At 67.6% G+C, this 19,274-nt stretch carries 15 protein-coding genes; 7 read left to right on the top strand and 8 right to left on the bottom strand.

Translation table 11 applies throughout. The features are described 5' to 3' along the window. Positions 1-20: 20 nt before the first annotated feature. From ABT392_RS15135 to ABT392_RS15125, 3 genes are all read right to left on the bottom strand, one after another. Positions 21-920: a hypothetical protein gene (locus ABT392_RS15135; RefSeq protein ID WP_395385409.1), complete on the bottom strand. Its 900-nt coding sequence runs from the start codon at positions 918-920 to the stop codon at positions 21-23. Between the two features lies 1 nt (position 921). Continuing rightward, positions 922-2,226, bottom strand: coding sequence for a UDP-N-acetylglucosamine 1-carboxyvinyltransferase (locus ABT392_RS15130; RefSeq protein WP_395385410.1), 1,305 nt, complete (start codon positions 2,224-2,226; stop codon positions 922-924). Positions 2,227-2,327: 101 nt separating this feature from the next. Continuing rightward, positions 2,328-2,870 (bottom strand): Lcl domain-containing protein, encoded by a 543-nt coding sequence (locus ABT392_RS15125; RefSeq protein WP_334278181.1) that lies wholly within the window; start codon positions 2,868-2,870, stop codon positions 2,328-2,330. A gap of 67 nt (positions 2,871-2,937) precedes the next feature. Between ABT392_RS15125 and ABT392_RS15120 the strand changes: the two genes are divergently transcribed. Then, positions 2,938-4,059 carry an extracellular solute-binding protein gene (locus tag ABT392_RS15120; protein WP_395385412.1) on the top strand — a complete coding sequence of 374 codons (1,122 nt, stop codon included), beginning with the start codon at positions 2,938-2,940 and terminating at the stop codon, positions 4,057-4,059. Continuing rightward, positions 4,056-5,792 (top strand): diguanylate cyclase domain-containing protein, encoded by a 1,737-nt coding sequence (locus ABT392_RS15115; RefSeq protein ID WP_395385413.1) that lies wholly within the window; start codon positions 4,056-4,058, stop codon positions 5,790-5,792. Before ABT392_RS15120 ends, ABT392_RS15115 begins: the two co-directional genes overlap by 4 nt. Here ABT392_RS15115 and trhO read toward each other — a convergent pair whose 3' ends face one another. From trhO to ABT392_RS15100, 3 genes are all read right to left on the bottom strand, one after another. Further along, positions 5,793-6,620, bottom strand: coding sequence for an oxygen-dependent tRNA uridine(34) hydroxylase TrhO (trhO, locus tag ABT392_RS15110; protein WP_395385414.1), 828 nt, complete (start codon positions 6,618-6,620; stop codon positions 5,793-5,795). After that, positions 6,613-8,616, bottom strand: a complete 2,004-nt coding sequence (locus ABT392_RS15105; RefSeq protein ID WP_395385415.1) for an aminotransferase class V-fold PLP-dependent enzyme — start codon at positions 8,614-8,616, stop codon at positions 6,613-6,615. The genes trhO and ABT392_RS15105 overlap by 8 nt, the downstream gene beginning before the upstream one ends. Positions 8,617-8,682: 66 nt before the next feature. Continuing rightward, on the bottom strand, positions 8,683-9,102 hold the full coding sequence (locus ABT392_RS15100; RefSeq protein ID WP_395385416.1) for a DUF1801 domain-containing protein: 420 nt from the start codon (positions 9,100-9,102) through the stop codon (positions 8,683-8,685). Positions 9,103-9,193: 91 nt separating this feature from the next. On the opposite strand from ABT392_RS15100, the gene asd reads away from it, so the two are divergent. Beyond that, positions 9,194-10,039: an archaetidylserine decarboxylase gene (asd, locus tag ABT392_RS15095; protein ID WP_395385417.1), complete on the top strand. Its 846-nt coding sequence runs from the start codon at positions 9,194-9,196 to the stop codon at positions 10,037-10,039. 6 nt (positions 10,040-10,045) lie between these two features. Here the strand turns inward: asd and ABT392_RS15090 are convergent, their stop codons facing one another. Next, positions 10,046-12,319: a putative bifunctional diguanylate cyclase/phosphodiesterase gene (locus ABT392_RS15090; RefSeq protein ID WP_395385418.1), complete on the bottom strand. Its 2,274-nt coding sequence runs from the start codon at positions 12,317-12,319 to the stop codon at positions 10,046-10,048. 136 nt (positions 12,320-12,455) lie between these two features. Here ABT392_RS15090 and ABT392_RS15085 point away from each other — a divergent pair, with 136 nt between their 5' ends. The 4 genes from ABT392_RS15085 to ald all read left to right on the top strand — a co-directional run bounded on the left by ABT392_RS15085 (position 12,456) and on the right by ald (position 18,290). Then, complete coding sequence (locus tag ABT392_RS15085) at positions 12,456-13,748, top strand: tryptophan--tRNA ligase (protein WP_395385419.1); 1,293 nt, start codon at positions 12,456-12,458, stop codon at positions 13,746-13,748. 93 nt (positions 13,749-13,841) lie between these two features. Beyond that, complete coding sequence (locus ABT392_RS15080; protein ID WP_395385420.1) at positions 13,842-15,530, top strand: AMP-binding protein; 1,689 nt, start codon at positions 13,842-13,844, stop codon at positions 15,528-15,530. 91 nt (positions 15,531-15,621) lie between these two features. Then, positions 15,622-17,043, top strand: coding sequence for a M20/M25/M40 family metallo-hydrolase (locus ABT392_RS15075; protein WP_334278171.1), 1,422 nt, complete (start codon positions 15,622-15,624; stop codon positions 17,041-17,043). Between the two features lie 131 nt (positions 17,044-17,174). Next, entirely contained in the window at positions 17,175-18,290 is a 1,116-nt protein-coding gene (gene ald / locus ABT392_RS15070) for an alanine dehydrogenase (protein WP_395385421.1), read from the top strand. 26 nt (positions 18,291-18,316) lie between these two features. Here the strand turns inward: ald and ABT392_RS15065 are convergent, their stop codons facing one another. After that, complete coding sequence (locus ABT392_RS15065; protein ID WP_395385422.1) at positions 18,317-19,195, bottom strand: LysR family transcriptional regulator; 879 nt, start codon at positions 19,193-19,195, stop codon at positions 18,317-18,319. Positions 19,196-19,274: the final 79 nt, after the last annotated feature.

Genomic DNA, 19,274 nt, shown 5'->3' with positions numbered 1-19,274 from the left:
GGCTCGGCCCGGCACGGCGTTCACTCGACCAGCGAGCCGCCGCGAGCGCGCTCGTCCATGTAGCGCTGGATCATGCGTCGATCGGCATCGTCCAGTGCATCGCCGCGCCAGGCTCGGACCCAGCTGTCGCGCTGCGGGTCTTGCGCCATCTTGCGCACTGCGGCATCGATCGCCTCGATGCGCTGCTTGCCCTCGGCATTGCGGCTGCAGGCCACGGTGGCCACGGCCGTGCTGCGGCCTTCGGCCAGTGGCAGCTTGACCAGGTCACCGCCGCCGGCAGCATCCACCACCGAGGGGTATTCCAGCGTCCAGTCCATGCGCTTGGCGCGCAGCATGGTCAGCAGGTGCATGCTGCGGCCCGTCACCACCGTCGCTGGCGCACTTGCGGCTGCGGCCAGCAGCAGTTTGTCGATCTGGTTGCCATAGCCACGGTCGCGCGACAGCAGGCCGACGAGGTCCTTGCGCTGCAGCAGCTCACTGAGTCGCAGCAGCTGCCCCTGTGCCTCGAAACGGGCCAGGTTGTCCCGATGCACGACCACGTGGATCTGGCGCGAGAACAGCGGCGGATGGAGCTGGGTGAAGTGCAGCCAGTCCAGCCGTTCGGGCTTGCGCAGGTGCAAGGCCGAGCACAGCGTTTCGCCCTGGCGCACCAGGGTCTCGAAGCGCGGCAGGCTGGCTTCGATGAACTCATGCCGGTACTGCGGCATGCGCTGGATCAGCAGGCGCAGAAAGCCCGAGATCTCGCCGTCGCCCAGGTCCTCGACGACTTTGGGAGCATGGCCATTGGCATAGCTGAAATGCGGCGGCATGTCCTGCACCAGCCAGCGCAGGGTCGGCAGGGCCGCCGGTTCGCCCGGCTGGGCCGATGCAAAGCCGGCCAGCAAGGCCAGGAGCGCCGCAGCGCTACGCCACCAAGCCATTTCAGTCGCCCTCGACCCACTCGATGCGTGTGCCCAGGCGCGAGATGTTTTCAACGAAATGCGGATGTGCGCGTCGGATCGGCGTGGCATTGCGGATCACCGAACGGCCGGGGATGCTGGCCGCCACCATCAGCAGGGCGATGGCCACGCGGATGATGTAGGGGCTCTCGACCTCGGCCGGCGCCAGCGGCTTGCCGCCGAAGGTCACCATGCGATGCGGGTCCGACAGGAAGGCGTGCGCGCCGAACTTGGACAGCTCCGAGGTCCAGCCCATCGCGCCGTCATAGACCTTGTTCCAGAACATCACGCTGCCCTCGGCCTTGACGCCCAGGGCGACAAAGATGGGCAGCAGGTCCACCGGCAGGTAGGGCCAGGGCGCGGCCTCGACCTTTTGCAGAATGTTGCGGGTGAAGGGTTCCTTCACCTTGAGCTTGCCGCCTTCGGTGACGGAGCGCGACCAGCCGTCCTCATGAATGATCTGCACGCCGAACTTGGCGAAGGTGCGATCGATCAGCGGGAACTGCTCGGGCTGCGAATTCTTGACCCGCACATCGCCGCCGGTGATGGCGCCCAGCGCCAGGAAGGTGACGATCTCGTGGAAGTCTTCGGCGAAGCTGAACTCGCCGCCCTTCAGGGCGTCGATGCCGGTGATCTTCAGGCGCGAGGTGCCGAGGCCCTCGATCTGGGCTCCCAGCATCACCATGAACTGGCAGAACTCCTGCACATGCGGCTCCGAGGCCGCGTTCATCAAGGTGGACGTGCCTTCGGCCAGCGCCGCGCAGAGCACGAAGTTCTCGGTCGCGGTGACCGAGGCGTAATCGGTCCAGTGGTCGTTGGCCTGCAGCTTGCCCGGCACGGTGCAGAGCAGGCCGTCGGGCAGGCGCTGAACATCGGCGCCGAAGCGCTGGAACACTTCCACATGCGGGTCGATCTCGCGGGCGCCGAGCGTGCAGCCCTTGACGTCGTCTTCCACGCGCGCCGCACGGAAGCGGGCCATCAGACCGGGTACCAGCATGATGGACGAGCGCATCTCTTCCGGCAGGCGGTCCGCCGCCGGGTCGAAGCGCGTGTTCTTGTGGTGAACGTCCAGGATGCCGGTCTTGAAGTCGATCTCGACCTCGCTGCCCAGCTTGCGGAAGACCTCGACGATCTTCTTCACATCGGTGATCTCGGGCACGCCGCGCAGCCGGATCGGCTCGGCGCTCAGAAGCGTGCCGCAGAGGATGGGCAGGACCGCATTCTTGTTGGCCGATGGAATGATGCGGCCATTCAGAGGGGTGCCGCCGTGGACGATCAGGTTGGACATGGGCAAAAGGGGCGCGAAGGGCTGGTGATGCAGCGACAGGGCGCGATTATCGCGGTTGGCGAAGCGCCCCCGCCGGCGCTTGCCTTCTGTTGCATGCGGGCCTAGTTCGCGACATTCGCGGAGCGCACCAGGCGCACGGGCAAGGGCCGGCTCTTGGGAATGTCGCCGCGCGCCTCGCCGCCCGGCCATTGCACCGCCCAGCCGAGCAAGAAGGGCGTGTCGTTGGCGTTGGAACCGCGGGCGTTCGCGACATTGCCGTAGTTGTACGGGTTGGGTTTGTCCTGGCGAACATTGGCCGTCGCCGTCCAATGCCATTCGGCGGGCGCAGCCGGGAATTCGCCGCCGTTCAAGCCCGACCTGCCGGCCTTCTCCTGCAGGCGGCGCAACTCGGGCACGCGCGGTACGCGCCAGGGCAGGCCTTCTTCCCTGGCACGCGAGGCGGCCCGGGCCAGCGCCTGCGCATGGGTCAGCAGCAGGGGCTGGCCGGTGCAGGTCTTGCCCGTCCATTGCATGCCCTCGACGCACCGGGCCCAGCTCAGCTGGGATTGCGAGTCAAGCCAGTCGGCGCTCGGCGCAGAGGCCGCTGGTGCAGCAGGCGCGGCAGGCGCAGCCCGGGCCGGTGGGCTGCAAGCCAGCAGAAGCATTGCGGCAAGTCGTAGAAAGTGAAAAGAAAGGCGGGTCATGAGGTTTTGCTCGGGTGAATCCCTGAGGATGCGTGACTCCATCATCTACGATGGCCGCATGGATGCCCGCAGTTTCCAGTTCAACCCCGTCCTGGGCCGGCTCCGCATGGCCTGGGTCCTGGGCTTGCTGCTGGCCTTGATGTCGCTGCAAGGCGCGCTTGCCGGCCCCAGGCTGCGGGTGCTGGCCTGGCCCGGTTATGTCGAGCCCGAGGTGCTGCGTGAGTTCGAGAAGAAGACGGGCGCCAAGGTCGAGCTGACCGTCATCGATTCCGACGAGGCGCTCTGGCAGAAGCTCAACGCCAAGCCGGGTCCGGCTTTTGACTTGTTTGCGGTCAATACCGCCGAACTGCAGCGCTATATCGCCGCGGGCCTCGTGCGCGAGGTGAACCGTCGGCTGATTCCGAACACGGCGCAGCAGCTGCCGCGCTTTCGCGATCTGGCTGCGATACCTGGCCTGGTGCACGGCCAGGGCGAGCGCGCGCTGGTCTTCGGCATTCCCTTCGCCTATGCCGAGATGGGCCTGATCTACGACCGCCGCCAGTTCAAGGAGCCGCCGACTTCGATCCACGCGCTCTGGGACCCGCAGTGGCGTGGCAAGGTGATCGCCTACAACGGCGGCAGCCACAACTTCTCGCTCGCTGCCCTGGCGCTGGGCTTGCCCACGCCTTTCAAGCTGCCGGCCGATATGAAGCCGCGCGCCGTGGACAAACTGGTGGACTTGCGCCGCAATGTGCTGTCCTTCTACGGACAGCCGGAAGAATCGGTGCGCATGTTCCAGCGCCATGGCGCCGCGCTGATGTACGCCAACTACGGCATGCAGCAGTTCCAGCTGCTGAAGGCTGCCGGCGTTGATGTGGGCTATGCAATCCCGAAGGAAGGCGCGCTCGCCTGGCTGGATTGCTGGGCGCTGACCAGCGCCGCGGCCGACCTCGCGCTGTCCCATGCCTGGATCGATCATCTGCTCGGCAAGCAGGCCAGTGCCCTGCTCGTGAGCCGGCAAGGCCTGGCCAGCACGACGGCCGAGTCGGCGGCCGGTGCCAGCTCGGCCAAGCTCCTTTGGCTGGAACCGGTTGAAGACGCCGCGGCGCGCGAAACGCTGTGGGCCCGCATCCGCTCGGGCGATCGCGCGGCCAAGGTGCTGGCGCCATGAAACTCGGCATCGCGTGGCGACTGGGCCTTGCGCTGGCCGCTGTGGGCGTGCTCGCCGCTGGTCTCACCGGCTATTACGGCTACTCGGCGAGCCGGCAGTTGCTGGTGGCTGCGGCAGAAGAGCGCTTGCTTACCGCCACGCGCGTGCTGGTGCGGCAGCTGGCCGTCGGCCTGGACAACACGGCGCGTGACGTTCTCCTGTTTGCCGAGCATCCGATGGCAGCCCGCCTGCTGGCGCGCAGCGATCCGGCGCTTCTGGCGCGCAGCGAGGTCAACAGCGCCCTGCTGTTCCAGCGCATGCTGGCAACTCATCCCGAGTACTACCAGATGCGGCTGATCGCCGCCGCCGATCACGGCCTCGAGCGCTTGCGGGTGGACCGCGACAACGCCGGCGTGCTGCGGGTGGCGGAAGACGATCTGCAGGAGAAGGGCCACTATCCCTATGTGTTCGAGACCCTGGCCCTGCCGCCGGGCGCGGTCTATGTCTCCAGGGCGGTGATCAATCACGAAGTCGGCGCACATGCGGGCCTGGAAAAGCCTTCGCTGCAAGTGGCCGCGCCGGTGCGCTCGGCCGATGGCCAGGTGCTTGGCGTGATGGTGATCAATGTCGACCTGGATCGCTTGTTCGATCAATTGGCTGCCGACCTGCCTCCTGGCCTGCAGCTCTATCTCAGCAATGGCGCGGGCGAGTTCCTGATCCATCCGGACCGCAGCAAGGCCTTTGCCTTTGACCGTGGCCAGAGCGCGCTCCTGCAGGACAGCTTCCCGGCGGCGGAGGCCCTGGTGAAGCAGCAGCCGGGCTTGCCCGGCCAGCTGGTGACCTCGGTGGAGGCGGGTGTTGATGGCGCGGCCCAGGTGGCAGCCTTCGTGCGCCAGCCCATTGCGGGCCTGCGCAGCGAGGAGGAGTTCATCCTCGGCCTGTCCGAGCCACTGGAGCTGGTGCTGAAGGAAAGCGAGCACCTGGGTGCCGTGAGCCTGCGCATCGTGTTGGCTTTCAGCGCGCTGGCGCTGCTGCTGGCCGCCCTGCTTGCGCGCGCGTTGTCGCGTCCGATTGCGCAGATCGTCCTGGCGGTGCAGCGATTCGCCAGCGGCCGCCAGGAGCCTGGCGTGCTGCCGCTGGAGCGCGACGACGAGATCGGCGTGCTGGCGCGCAGCATCGACCACATGCAGCAGCAGATCGGCGCCCAGTTCGATTCGCTCGAACTGAAGCAGCGCGAACTCGACCACCTGGCCAGTCACGACAGCCTCACCGGCCTGGCCAATCGCCGCGTGCTGCTGGAGCGGCTGGATCATGCGTTGGCGCATGCCAAGCGCAACGGCAGCCGCCTGGCCATGCTGTTCATCGACCTGGACAACTTCAAGGAAATCAATGACACGCTCGGCCATGCGGCAGGGGACGCCGTCTTGCGAACGCTGTCGCAGCGCCTGCGCCTCTTGGTGCGCGAGGTCGATACCGTGGCCCGCATGGGCGGCGACGAGTTCGTGATCCTCCTGGACCATGCCGACGACCCGGAAGCGATCACGGCGGTCGCCGAAAAGGTGCTGGAGTCGCTGGTGCAGCCGGTGCTGTACGGCGGCGCAGAACTGGTGGCCGGCGCCAGCATCGGTGTCAGCCGCTACCCGGAGAACGGCAGCAATGCGACCGAACTGATCGCTGCGGCCGACCACGCGATGTACCGCGCCAAGAGCAGCGGCCGGCAGCGCGCGATGTTTTCAGAAAACGACGTCGGCTGATCAGCCCGCCGGATCCAGCCGCTTGGCGCGCGCCAGCCGCCAGGCCTCGGCCGGATCATCGCCATAGGCCTGCTCGGCCGTGGTGGCGGTTTCTTCGCGGTGGGTGTCGATGGCGATGCGCTTGTCGAAGACGAAGCATTCGCCCAGCCAGTCGGCGTCCGCATCGCCCATCTGCTCGAAGTAGTTGATGATGCCGCCGTCCAGCTGCGCCACCTTCAGGCCCAGCGCGTCCTGCATCCAGCCGCCCATCTTTTCGCAGCGGATGCCGCCGGTGCAGTACATGGCCACGGTCTTGCCTGCGTCCTTCCACGACTGGGCGTGGGCCTGGACATAGGCCGGGAAATCGCGGAAATGGCGCACGCCGGGGTCGACCGCACCACTGAAGTGGCCGAGCTTCCATTCGAAGCTGTTGCGGTTGTCGATCACGACCACATCGTCGCGCTGGATCAGCTCGCGCCAGTCCTGCGGCGAGACATGGGTGTCGCTGGGGTCGACGAGCCCCGACACGCCCTCGAGGCCGAAGGCGACCAGCTCCGGCTTCACATGCACCTTGCACAGCGTGAAGGGCCGGGTCTTGCAGAAGCTGCGCTTGAACTGCATGCCGGTGAAGGCGGATTCAAAGACGGGATCGTTCTGCAGCGCGTGTTCGAATTCATCGAGCGCCTGCGGCAGGCCGCCGAGCGCGCCGCTGATGCCTTCCGGCGCCACCAGCACATTGCCGCCCAGGGCGGCGCAGAGCTCGCGCAGCCGGACGGCAACCCGCTCGGGGTCGGTGAGCGCGACGAACTTGTAGAAGCTGCTGTGCTCGTGCGCGGCTGAATCAGACATAGAGTGCCGGGTCTGCTGCCGCTTCGCGCTGCGGCCACAGGGCCAACCCGCCTGCCAGCGAGTAGGCGCGCTCATGGCCGAGTCTCACCAGCAACTGGGCCGCGATCTGGCTTCGGTTGCCGCTGCGGCAGAAGAACACGATGGGGCGCTCGGCCGGCATGGCCAGCCAGGCGGGCAGGGCATTGAGCAGGCGGGATATCGGCATGGCCTCGATGGCCACGGCCGGGTCCAGCGTAGGCGCCTGGCCGAGGCGTTGCTCGAAGGGCTCGCGCACGTCGATCACCAGCGCGTCGGGATGCTCACGCAAGAGTGCATGCAGCGCGTCCGGGCCCAGGCTGGGCGCGGGGCCTGCTGCGCCAGCGAGTGCCGCCGTGGGCGTGCTGGCCACGCGGTTGTCAGGGTCGCAGGCCGGGGCCAGGAGCGTGGCAGGCAGTACGGCCGTGCCGAGTTCCGCAGGGCTGGCGCGACCGATGAAGGCAACGCGCTGGTCCAGCAGAAAGACGCTGCGGCCGTCGCCCAGGGCCAGGCGGCGCAGCGTCTGCTGACCCAGGGCCCAGGCATCGCCGCCTTCTTCAGCCAGCAGTTCGGGGATGGCGGCGCGCAGCGCTTGCGCACCTTCATCTTGCGAGCCGGTCTGCAGGACTGCCACCAGCGGATAGCCTTGACAGCGCAACTGCTGCGCCAGCCGATCAGCCAGGGCGGGCTGCGGGTCGATGACGACGCAGCGTCGGCTGCCGGCGTCGGCCACCAGCCAGCAGCATTCGCCGTCCATGAGGAAGCGGGTGATGCCATCGCCGATCAGGGCCTGGTTGCCCGAGGGCGCCAGGCAGTTCTCTCGCAGCGTGTCGCCGCAGACGCGGATGCGCTCGCAGGCTTCATTGATGAAGGCCTCCTCCGCGGCCGGGCCGAAAGACAGGCGCACCGCTGATGCCGTCTGCGACTCGGGCAGGCCCATGGCCTGCAGGACATAGCTGGGCTGGGCCTTGGCCGCGCTGCAGGCCGAGCCACCGCTGACGCGCAACTCGGCGGCATCGAACAGGTCCAGCAGAAGGCGCGAGGCAAGGCCTGGCACCGAGAAGTTCAAGGTGGTGGGCAGCGTCTGTTCCAGCGGGGCATTGAAGACCAGGCCGGGGAAGGCCTGCTGCAGCGCTGCGGCCAGGCGATTGCGAAAGGTGGCGAGCGTGGCGTGGTCGCGGAAGCTCTTGCCGTCCTCGAGCGCCTCCAGCACCGCGCCCAAGGCGGCGATGCCCGACATGTTCTCGGTGCCCGAACGCAAGGCGCCTTCCTGGCCACCGCCGGCCATCAGCGGCGTGAAGGGGGCGCCTTCGCGCACATAGAGCAGGCCGATGCCCTTGGGCGCATAGAGCTTGTGGCCGGAGAAAGGCGCGTAATCAATGCGACGCTCAGCCAGGCGCAGGGGCAGCTTGCCCAGCGCCTGCACGCCGTCCACGAGCCAGAAGCAGGTGCTGCCGGCGAGTGCCGCTTCGATGCCGTCGAGATCGCTGATCACGCCGGTTTCGTTGTTGGCCGCCATGGTGCAGACCAGGCCGGCGCGCGGCGCATGTTCCTTCAACCAGGCCAGGTCGTGGCGACCATCGCGGCCGACCGGAATCGCCTCCACCCGCAGGCCCAGGCCCAGCAGTTCATTCCAGTGCTTGAGTGCCTCGGGCACCGCCTTGTGTTCAGTGGCGCCATAAAGCAGCAGCTCGGCCGACGCATCGCCAGCGGCGCGGCGCTCGCGCAGAGCTCGCAAGGCCGACAGCACGGCGGTCTGGATGCCTTCGGTCGCGCCGCTCAGGAACAGCAGGCGGCCGCTGCCGGCGCCCAGCAGGCGCGAGGCCCGGCTGCGCACCCGGTCGATCAGGGCGCGGGCCTTCAGCCCGGTGCTGTGGATGCTGCTCGGGTTGCCGAAGTCCTCGGCCATGGCAGACAGGGCGGCCGCGCGGGCAGCGTCCAGCACGGGCGTGGTGGCATTGGCGTCAAGATAGATTTCCATGGCGGGCAACGGGGGCGGGCAGGGCACAAAGGTGGGCAAGTTTAGGTCAGAGCCTGCGGTGGCAACTCAGGACACCCGGCGCGATGCCATGCTGTCCAGGCTGCTCTGGATGATCTGCCGCAGCACGGCGGGGTCGGCGTCCGACAGCTTCTTCAGGTAGAGGCAGACCTTGCCGGTCTTGTGCTTGCCGAGCCGGGCGAGCAGTTCGTCCTGGCCGGGAAAGTTGGTCAGCACGTAGAGCGTCAGGTCGCTCTTGCGCGGCGCGAAGGCGAGCACCGGCCAGTCGGTCGGCTTGCCGCCCGAGGGCGTGAACAGATAGCTGCCGAATCCGACAATGCCGCTGCCCCACATCACGGCGGGCACGCCGGCGGCCTCGCTCATCCAGTCCACCAGGGTCTGGCATTCCTCGCGCCGGCGCGGCTCGGCCTGGGCGGCGATGAACTCGGACACGGGCTGCTGGGTCGGGCGGGTCTTGGGTTCGGCCATGCGTTGCTCCATCTGACGGTAGCTGCAGTTTGGCGTGCCAGCCAGCACTGTCAACCTACAATCGCCGCCGCTCTCAACGCTGGGAACTTCCGTGTCCGACCGCCTTGCCGTTCTGCCCCAATACCTGATGCCCAAGCTGGCGCTGACCCGTCTGGCCGGTCGGCTCGCCGGTGCCGAGCTCGGTGGCCTCACGACCTGGACGATCCGCCGCTTCATCGAGCGCTATGGCGTGGCGATGAACGAAGCCGCGAATCCGGACCCGGCGGCCTATGCCAGCTTCAACGATTTCTTCACCCGCGCGCTGAAGGACGGTGCGCGCCCGCTGGCCGAGGCCCAGCTGATCTGCCCCGTGGATGGCGCCATCAGCCAGTTCGGCAAGATCGAGGGCGAGCAAATCTTCCAGGCCAAGGGGCACAGCTATTCGGCCACGGCCCTGGTGGGCGGCGACGCCACGCTGGCGAGTGCCTTTCGCGACGGCAGCTTCGCCACGCTCTACCTGAGCCCGCGCGACTACCACCGCATCCACATGCCCTGCGAGGGCCGCTTGCTGCGCATGATCCACGTGCCGGGCGATGTGTTCTCGGTCAACCCGACCACGGCGCGTGGCGTGCCGGGCCTGTTTGCCCGCAACGAGCGTGTGGTCTGCGTGTTCGAGAACGACGAGATCGGGCCCTGGGTGCTGGTGCTGGTCGGTGCCACCATCGTCGGCTCCATGGCCACGGTCTGGCATGGCCTGGTGAATCCGCCCCGGCCCGGCCGCGTGCGCGAATGGGGCTATGAAGACCGCGAGATCCGTCTGGCGCAAGGCGCCGAGATGGGCCGTTTCCTGCTGGGCTCCACGGTCGTGATGCTGTTCCCCAAGGGCGAGCAGAAGTTCAACCCGGTCTGGCAACCGGGTGGCGCCATCCGCCTGGGCGAGGTGATGGCGACAGTCTGAGCGCCGTCAGGGCGCCTTGCGCAGCGCCTGTTCAAGCAACTGCGTGGCGATCGCCGCCGGCAAAGGGCGGCCGAGCAGGTAGCCCTGCAGCTGCGTGCACCCAAGAGCTTCCGCGGATGTGGCCTGGGCTGGGGTCTCGACGCCCTCGGCCACGATTTCCAGCTTCAGGGAGCGGCCCAGCACGCAGGCCGCCTGCACGATGGCGGCGGCGTCGCTGGCTGGCAGCGGCGTGATCAGGCTGCGGTCCAGCTTCATGGCTGCGATGGGCAACTGGCGCAGCATGGTCAGGGAACTCTGCCCGGTGCCGAAGTCGTCCAGTGCAATCGGCACGCCGGCCTGCCGCAACTGCGCCAACTGCGGCAGCACTCGCTCGACATGGCCGATGGCTGCCGTCTCGGTGATCTCGATCTCGAAGCGGCCTGGCGGCAATTCATGCGCACGCAGCTGCTCGAGCAGGCGCTCGGCAAACAGCGGGTCTTCGAACTGCAGGGGCGAGACATTGACGGCCACCGGCAAGGCGCCGCCCAGCGTCTGCTCCCACTCGCGCAGCTGGGTGCAGGCCATGGCGATGATCAGCCCGCCCAGCGCCTTGATCTGGCCGGTGCGCTCCGCCGCCGGTATGAACTCGACCGGGCTGACCCGGCCGCGGTCTGGCCTCTCCCAGCGCACCAGCGCTTCAAAGCCGCAGAGCTGGCGGGTACCGGCCGAGAACTTGGGCTGGTACTCCAGCAGGAACTCGCCAGCCGCCAAGGCACGCCCCAGGGCCTGCTCGACCTCCAGCCGGGCCTGCGCGGCCTGCTTCATCGTCGCGTCGAAGAACAGCCAGGACGCGCCTGCCGTGGCCTTGGCGCGGTGCATGGCCGAGTCGGCCGCGCGCAAGAGGGTGGCGGCATCGCGGCCATCCTGCGGGAACAGCGCCACGCCTATCGACAGATGCACGAACAGCTCGGCACCGGCCACCGAGAAGGGCGTGGCCAGCATGCCCAGCAGCTGTTCGGCCAGCGCCTGCGCGGCGATGGTGTCGCCCACGTCGGCGCCGATGATGACGAACTGGTCTTCGCCCAGCCGCGCCAGCTCCGCGTTCGGCGGCAGCTGGCGTGACAGGCGCCGGGCGATGGCGCGCAGAAGCGCGTCGCCGGCCTCGTGGCCCAGGGTTTCGTTGACCAGCTGGAAGCGGTCCAGGTCGGCCGATAGCAGGGTGAAGGGCGGGGCGCCCGGCCGGCACAGTGCCTGCAGCCGCGCCACCGCATGGTTGCGGTTCGGCAGCTCGGTCAGTTCGTCATGCAAGGCCTGGCGGCGCAGCGCCTCGGCGGCTTCGTAGCGCGAGCTGTCGTTGATCATCACGATCAGCTCGGCCGCTGTGCCATCCCATTCCACCTGGCTGGACAGGCACTGCAGGTGCACGGCGCCGCCGTCGCGGGCGAGGCGGTGGCTCTCCCACTCGATATGGGCATTGCGGTCGGCCAGCACGCGGGCATGGCGCATGCGGGCGGCGTCATGCTGCTCCGGCGGCACGGCGAGTTCGATGAGGTCCACGTCTTCGCTGGGCATTTCCGTGGCGCCAAAGATGGCCAGCGCGGCCGGGTTCGCATAGAGCAGGCGATGGTTGCGCATCACCACCAGGCCTTGCAAGGAAAACTCGGCCAGCCGTGTGAAGCGTTCACCCTGCTGGCGCGCCAGGGCATGCGCCCGACGCACCGAGAGCAGGATCAGGCCCAGGCACAGCGTGGTCTGCACCAGGATGCCGAGCGAGTAGGTGAGGACGGAGCGGGCGTGTTCATCCAGCACCGGACCGCTCGCATGGACGGCCGCCAGCGCGCCGAAGCCCATGGCGACCCAGCGCTCGAAGCGATGGCCGCCCTGCCAGATCAGCCAGCCGCTGACCAGGCACATCAGACTCAATACGGCCGCACCGGCAATCAAGGCGGCGCGCATGTCATGCATGCCCAGCGTGGCAATCAGCGCGACGCTGAGAACGAACAGCCCGAAGGTGAAGGACTTGGAGAAGCGTCGCCCGCGATAGCGCAGCGCACCGACGGTCTGGAAGCCTTGCGAGGCCATCAGCGAGGCGGCGGCCATCAGGGCCTGCAGGTCGCGCAGGGGGCCGGGCGCCAGCCAGTCCTGCATGATGGGCCCGAGCGTCAGGCCGATGCCCAGCAGCATCCAGCTCCAGCCCCAGTCGCGCACATGGTCCTGATGCCTCTCCTGTGCCCAGAGCAGCAGAAGTGCTCCGCCGAGCATGATGTTCAGGCAGGCGCTGACAAGCATCAGGGCGGTCATGGTTGCGGCGTGGTCCCCGGGGTGCCGTAGATGGCTGCATGCTAGCCCGTCTTTTTTGGGTCTGGCGTCCCGTATTGCGGGGAGAGCGACAATGCAGGTTCGGCACCACAGGCAACAGATTCCCAAGCGAACCACCATGACCCAGCGCGTCCTGACCGGCATCACGACCACCGGCACCCTGCACCTCGGCAACTATGTCGGCGCGATCCGGCCTGCCATCGAGGCCAGTCGCGAGCCCGGCGTCGAGAGCTTCTTCTTCATGGCCGACTATCACGCCCTGATCAAGTGCGATGACCCGGCCCGCATCGCCCGCTCGCGCCTGGAAATCGCCGCCATCTGGCTGGCCGCCGGCCTGGACCCCGAGCGCGTCACCTTCTACCGCCAGAGCGACATTCCCGAGATTCCCGAGCTGACCTGGCTCTTGACCTGCGTCACTTCCAAGGGCCAGATGAACCGCGCCCATGCCTACAAGGGAGCAATTGACGCGAATGTGGCTGCCGGCGAAGAACCGGACGCCGGCATCACCATGGGCCTGTTCAGCTACCCCATCCTGATGGCCGCCGACATCCTGATCTTCAACGCTCACCGCGTGCCGGTCGGCAAGGACCAGGTCCAGCACATCGAGATGGCACGCGACGTGGCACAGCGCTTCAACCACCTGTTCGGCCGCGGCACCGACATGTTCGTGCTGCCGGACGCTCAGGTCGATGCGGAGATGGAACTGCTCCCGGGCCTGGACGGCCGCAAGATGAGCAAGAGCTATGACAACGTCATCCCCTTGTTCGACGGCGGCGCCCAGGGCCTGCGCGATGCGATTGCCCGCGTCGTGACCGATTCCAAGCTGCCCGGCGAGCCCAAGGACCCGGAAGGCCAGGCCCTGGTCCAGCTCTATGACGCCTTCGCCAGCAAGGAGCAGCGCGCCGCTTTCCGCACGGCGCTGCGCGAAGGCCTCGGCTGGGGCGATGCCAAGAAGCAGTTGTTCGATCTGATCGATGGCCAGATCGGCGGCATGCGTGCGCAGTATGAAGAGCTGATGGCCCACCCGGAGCGCATCGAGGAGATCCTGCAGCGCGGCGCCGCCAAGGCCCGTGCCCTTGCCGCTCCCTTGCTCGCACAAGCCCGCGCGGCCGTGGGCCTGACGCCGTTCACGGCCATCGCCCCATCGACCAAGGTCGAGAAATCCGCCAAGGCCGCCTTGCCCCTGTTCAAGCAATACCGCGAGGGCGACGGCCAGTTCTACTTCAAGCTGGTGGCCGCCGACGGCACGACCCTCCTGCAAAGCCAGGCGTTTGCCGGCGGCCGGGAGGCGGGCCAATGGGTGTCTCGTTTGAAGACAGAAGGCGCGGCAGCCTTGGCGGAAGCGCCCGTCGAGGTGCTCGGCGACGCTGCCTCTGCCTTGGCACAATTGCAGGCGGCATTGGAGTCCTGACTCTAAGCCCAGCACAAACCCGGTAGGCGATGCCGGGTTCCCTGGGTAGCCTGTGCCTCGACAAGAGTCAGAAGTACACAGGAGACAAGTCTTATGCCCACGATAGCCGCCGACACGCTCGCGCTGCAACGCCTCTACCACTGGGAGCAGGAAGCTGCCAACCATGTGGTCCTGACCCAGCCCATGGGCGACGGTACGGTTCGCGACTTCACCTGGGCCCAGGTGGCCGATGGCGTGCGCCGCATGGCCGCCTACCTTCAGAGCCAGGGCTGGGAGCCCGGTTCCAAGGTGGCCATCCTCTCGAAGAACTGCGCCTGGTGGCTGATGAGCGACCTGGCGATCTGGATGGCCGGCTACGTCTCGGTGCCGCTGTACCCGACGCTGGCACCCGAGACCATCCGCCAGATCCTGGACCACAGCGAAGCCAAGGCTCTCTTCGTCGGCAAGCTCGATGGCTGGGAAGGCATGAAGCCCGGCGTGCCGGCCGGCCTGCCCTGCATCTCCTACGCGCTGTCGCCGGATGATGCCAAGGCCAACTATGAAAGCTGGGACGCCATCTGCGCCCGCACCCAGCCCCTGAAGGGTGAGCCGGTGCGCAAGGCCGACGATCTCTGCACCCTGATCTACACCTCGGGCACCACCGGCGCGCCCAAGGGCGTGATGCATTCCTTCGCTGCCTTTGCCTGGGCGATCCAGACCGGCCAGCGCCGCTTCGACCTGACGGCGCAAGACCGCCTGCTGTCCTACCTGCCGCTGGCCCATGTGGTCGAGCGCATGCTGGTGGAGCACGGCTGGCTGGCCGTGGGCTTCCGCGTCTATTTCGCCGAATCGCTGGACACCTTCGCGGCCGACCTGCAGCGCGCCAGGCCCACCGTGTTCTTCTCGGTGCCGCGGCTGTGGGTCAAGTTTCAGCAAGGCATTCATCACAAGATGCCGCCGGCCAAGCTGCAGAAGCTGCTGCGCATTCCGATCCTGGGCGGCATCGTCCGCCGCAAGATCCAGAAGGCCCTGGGCCTGGACCAGGCGCGCTTCTGCGCCGGTGGTGCGGCGCCGATGCCGCTTGCCCTGCTCGAGTGGTATGCCGGCCTGGGCATCCCGATCAACGAGGGCTACGGCATGACCGAAAACCTCGCGGTCTCGCACATCACGCTGCCGGGCAAGAACCAGCGCGGCACCGTGGGCACGGCCTACGAAGGCGTGCAGACGCGCATCGACCCCGTGAGCGGCGAGCTGCAGATGCGCAGCCCGGCCGTGATGCTCGGCTACTACAAGGAAGCCGGCATCACCAAGGAAGCCTTCACCGAGGACGGCTGGCTGCGCACGGGCGACAAGGCGGCCATCGATGGCGCAGGTTGCCTGCGCATCACCGGCCGGGTCAAGGACCTGTTCAAGACCAGCAAGGGCAAGTACGTTGCGCCCGCGCCGATCGAAGACCGCCTGGGCATGCACCCGGACATCGAGGCCTGCACTGTCACCGGTGCCAACCTCGGCCAGCCGCTGGGCATCGTGATGCTCTCGCCGGACGCGGTGGAGCTGGCGAAGACGGCCGAGGGCCGCGCCAAGATCGAAGCCGACCTGACGGCGCACCTTGCGACCATCAACGAAAAGCTCGACCCGCATGAGCAGCTCGACTGCCTGGTGCTGGTGAGCACGCCCTGGACCGTGGACAACGGCTTCATCACGCCCACCTTCAAGGTCAAGCGCAACCGCATCGAAGATGTGTATGCCAGCAGCTACGAGCGCTGGGTGGGCATGCGCAAGAAGATCGTCTGGGGCGAATAACGCAAGTGCAGTAGCGCCTCCGGGGGATGGCCCCGAGGCGCTTCGCGCATTCGCTCGCTATGCTGGCCTCCATTCACCGGGAGGTCAGCACATGTTCAAGATCCGCCGGGCCGCACTTGCTGTGGCCCTTTGTTTTGCAGGCGTTGCCACGGGCTCGAGCGCCCAGTCCTTCAGCGATGCCGACCTGGCCGTGGCCGCCAAGCTGCGCGAGGCCGGCCAGAGCAGCAACCTGGCCTATGAGCTGGTCGATTCGCTGGTCACCGAAGTCGGCGCCCGCCCGGCCGGTTCGGAGAACGACAAGAAGGCGGTCGACTGGGCCGTGGCCAAGCTGAAGTCGCTCGGCTTTCCGGTGGTGCGCGCCGAAGCGGTGCCCTTGAAGGCCTGGAGGCGCGGCGAGGCCCACGCCCACATCACTGCCCCGTTTGCCCAGCCGCTCGTCATGACCGCCCTGGGCGGCAGTGTGGCTGCACCCAAGGAGGGCATCAATGCCGAAGTGGCCTACTACCCCGACTTCGCGGCACTGAAGGCCGACACCAGCGACAAGGCTCGCGGCCGCATCGTCTTCGTCGACCAGAAGACCGAGCGCTTCAAGGACGGCCGCGGCTACGGCCCGTCGTCCACCGCCCGCACGCAGGGGCCGGCCGAGGCCGGCAAGCGCGGCGCGCTGGCCTTCGCCATCCGCTCGGTCGGCACTGACCACGACCGCCTGGCCCACACCGGCGCCACCCGCTATGCCGAAGGCGTGCCTGCCATACCGGCCTTTGCCGTCTCGGTGCCCGATGCCGACACCATCGCCCGCCTGCAGCGCTACGGCAAGCCGGTGAAGATGCATCTGGCCATGCAGAACGAGCTGGGCATCGACGCGGTCTCGCACAACGTGATCGCCGAGATTCCTGGCACCGACCTGGCCGACGAGATCATCACCATCGGCGGCCACCTGGACAGCTGGGACCTGGGCCAGGGCGCCATTGACGACGGTGCCGGCGTGGCCATCACCGCGGCTGCGGCCAAGCTGATCCTGGACACCGGCGTGAAGCCGCGCCGCACCATCCGCGTGGTGATGTTCGCCAACGAGGAAAACGGCCTGGACGGCGGCCGCGCCTATTCCGAGACCTACAAGCACCAGAAGCACCAACTGGTGGCCGAGAGCGACTTCGGCGCCGGCAACATCTACCGCTTCCAGACCCGCGTGCGCCCCGAGGCGCTGGGCGTGGCCATGGTGATTGCCGAGCAGTTGAAGCCGCTGGGCGTCGAGGCCGGCAACAACGAGGCTCGCACCGGTGCTGACACCGGCACGATCCAGCGCGTCGCCAACCTGCCCATCCTGTCCTTCAGCCAGGACGGCACCGACTACTTCGACTACCACCACACCGCCAACGACACGCTGGACAAGATCGACCCGGCCAAGCTGCGCCAGAACGTGGCCGTCTGGGCCACGGCGGTCTGGTTGTCCTCGCAAAGCCCGGTGGCCTTCCATCCGCTGCCGCCGGTGGAGAAGAAGCCGGCGCAGTAGGCGCGGCGGTCGACTGGGTGAACCAAGAATTAGCGCTGCTAATGGCGCTGTAGTTCGATTGCTGCAGCTTTGCACCGCGCTGGCGCAGTCGTACAACGCTGTCTCCGAAAACAATACAACGGAGACAAAACATGCGCATCGGCGTTCCCAAGGAAATCAAGAACCACGAGTACCGTGTCGGCCTGACGCCGGCCAGCGTCCGCGAGCTGGTGGCCAATGGCCATCAACTGCTGGTGCAAGCCGGCGCTGGCGCAGCCATCGGCCTGTCCGACGATGAATACAAGGCCGCTGGCGCGCAGATCATCGGCGATGCGGCCAGCGTGTTCGCGCAGGCCGAGATGATCGTCAAGGTCAAGGAGCCGCAGCCGCAGGAATGCGCAATGCTGCGCGAAGGCCAGATCCTCTACACCTATCTGCACCTGGCGCCGGATCCCGAGCAGACGGCAGCCCTGGTGAAGAGTGGCGCGATCTGCATCGCCTACGAAACCATCACCGGCCCTGGCGGTGGCTTGCCCTTGCTGGCGCCGATGAGCGAGGTGGCGGGCCGCATGTCCATCCAGGCGGGTGCGGCCCATCTGGAGAAGAGCAAGGGCGGCATGGGTGTGCTGCTCGGCGGCGTGCCTGGTGTGGCGCCCGCCCATGTGGTCGTGATCGGCGCGGGCGTCGTCGGCACGCATGCCCTGCAGATGGCCGTGGGCATGGGCGCCCGCGTGACCGTGCTCGACAAGAGCGTGGACCGCCTGCGCCAGCTGGACCTGGTCTTCGGCAACCGCATCACCACGGCCTATTCGAATGCGCAGGCGCTGGAAGAGGCGGTACTGTCGGCAGAGCTGGTGATCGGCGGCGTGCTGATCCCGGGCGCTGCGGCACCCAAGCTCGTGACGCGCGACATGGTCAGCCGGATGAAGAAGGGCTCGGTCATCGTGGACGTGGCGATCGACCAGGGCGGCTGCTTCGAGACCTCGCATGCCACCACGCATGCCGACCCGACCTTCGTCGTCGATGGCGTCATCCACTACTGCGTGGCCAACATGCCGGGCGCCGTGGCCCGCACCTCGACCTTCGCGCTCAACAACGCCACCATCGGTCATGCCGTGGCGCTGGCCAACAAGGGTTGGAGGCAGGCGCTGCGCGACAACCCGCACCTGAAGGCCGGACTGAACGTGGCGGCCGGCAAGGTGACCTACGAGGCGGTGGCGCGAGACCTGGGTTACGAGTACGTGGCGGCGGACAGTCTGCTGGCTTGATCGTTCGAAGCGAGCATCGCCTTGCCTTAGGGCAGGGCGATGCTCTCCGCCAGATGCCCATACACCGTCGAGACACGGCGCAGGTGCCGTGACTCGCTGTGCGTCAGCAGCCACAGCTCGGTCTGGCACTCGTCGATGGCCTCGGTCAGTTGCAACAGGTCCGTCCGGCCCTGGGCGAGGAACAGCGGGATCACGCCAACCCCGAGCCCCAGCGCGACCAGCTCCATCACCGACAGGATGCTGCTGACCTTGTAGCGCGGGTGCTGCTTGGGAAAGTAGCGCTTGCGCCAAAGTACCGACGGATGCTCGGGCAAGGCCTCGTCGGGTGCGATCCAGTCGGCGCCGCCGGCCTCGACCTCGGCATAGCTGCGCAAGCCGCCCCTGGCCTTCTTCGCGGTGAACAGCGCGACCCGCACCGGCCCCAGATGTCGCCCCACCAGATGCTGGGGCGGGCGCTTGGTGGCGCGCACCGCGATGTCGGCATCGCGCCGGCTCAGGCTGGCCAGCTCGTTGCCGGTGTGCAGCTCGTAGTTGAGCAGGGGATGGACGCCCTTCAAGGCTTGCAACGCGGGCGCCACCAGGCCATGCAGGAGGGTGTCGGTCGTGGTGATGCGCACCATGCCCGAAACCTGAGTCGGCAAGGCCTCGGTAGCGGCACGCGCCTGCTCCAGCGCGGCCTCGACCTGCTCGGCCTGCTCCACCAGCAAGCGGCCCAGCTCGGTGAGCTGATAGCCGGCCCGTGAGCGACTGAACAGCGTCTGTCCCAGGCCGCGCTCGATGCGCTGCACCGAGCGGAACACGGTCGAGGCATCGATGCCCAGTCGCTCACCGGCCGCAGCCAAGGTGCCGGCGCGGCCCAGGGCCAGGGTCAGTTCCAAGTCGACGGCGCTGAGCTTGTATTGCATGGCTGCAATCCTAGTTTGTTCAATCGCTTATTTTCATTGCAGTCCGGAAGCCCTAGATTTGCCGCACTTTCAACGCCTG

Source organism: Paucibacter sp. JuS9 (assembly GCF_044043925.2).
Classification (GTDB): Bacteria; Pseudomonadota; Gammaproteobacteria; order Burkholderiales; family Burkholderiaceae_C; genus JAUASW01.
The sequence above is the reverse complement of the archived record's forward strand: the minus strand, read 5'-3'. Positions and strand labels throughout refer to the sequence as shown.

Coding starts and splice junctions, on each gene's coding strand:
- ABT392_RS15135 (WP_395385409.1), bottom strand. CDS start 920: ATGGCTTGGTGGCGTAGCGCTGCGGCGCTCCTGGCCTTGCTGGCCGGC.
- ABT392_RS15130 (WP_395385410.1), bottom strand. CDS start 2,226: ATGTCCAACCTGATCGTCCACGGCGGCACCCCTCTGAATGGCCGCATC.
- ABT392_RS15125 (WP_334278181.1), bottom strand. CDS start 2,870: ATGCTTCTGCTGGCTTGCAGCCCACCGGCCCGGGCTGCGCCTGCCGCG.
- ABT392_RS15120 (WP_395385412.1), top strand. CDS start 2,938: ATGCGTGACTCCATCATCTACGATGGCCGCATGGATGCCCGCAGTTTC.
- ABT392_RS15115 (WP_395385413.1), top strand. CDS start 4,056: ATGAAACTCGGCATCGCGTGGCGACTGGGCCTTGCGCTGGCCGCTGTG.
- trhO (WP_395385414.1), bottom strand. CDS start 6,620: ATGTCTGATTCAGCCGCGCACGAGCACAGCAGCTTCTACAAGTTCGTC.
- ABT392_RS15105 (WP_395385415.1), bottom strand. CDS start 8,616: ATGGAAATCTATCTTGACGCCAATGCCACCACGCCCGTGCTGGACGCT.
- ABT392_RS15100 (WP_395385416.1), bottom strand. CDS start 9,102: ATGGCCGAACCCAAGACCCGCCCGACCCAGCAGCCCGTGTCCGAGTTC.
- ABT392_RS15090 (WP_395385418.1), bottom strand. CDS start 12,319: ATGACCGCCCTGATGCTTGTCAGCGCCTGCCTGAACATCATGCTCGGC.
- ABT392_RS15085 (WP_395385419.1), top strand. CDS start 12,456: ATGACCCAGCGCGTCCTGACCGGCATCACGACCACCGGCACCCTGCAC.
- ABT392_RS15080 (WP_395385420.1), top strand. CDS start 13,842: ATGCCCACGATAGCCGCCGACACGCTCGCGCTGCAACGCCTCTACCAC.
- ABT392_RS15075 (WP_334278171.1), top strand. CDS start 15,622: ATGTTCAAGATCCGCCGGGCCGCACTTGCTGTGGCCCTTTGTTTTGCA.
- ald (WP_395385421.1), top strand. CDS start 17,175: ATGCGCATCGGCGTTCCCAAGGAAATCAAGAACCACGAGTACCGTGTC.
- ABT392_RS15065 (WP_395385422.1), bottom strand. CDS start 19,195: ATGCAATACAAGCTCAGCGCCGTCGACTTGGAACTGACCCTGGCCCTG.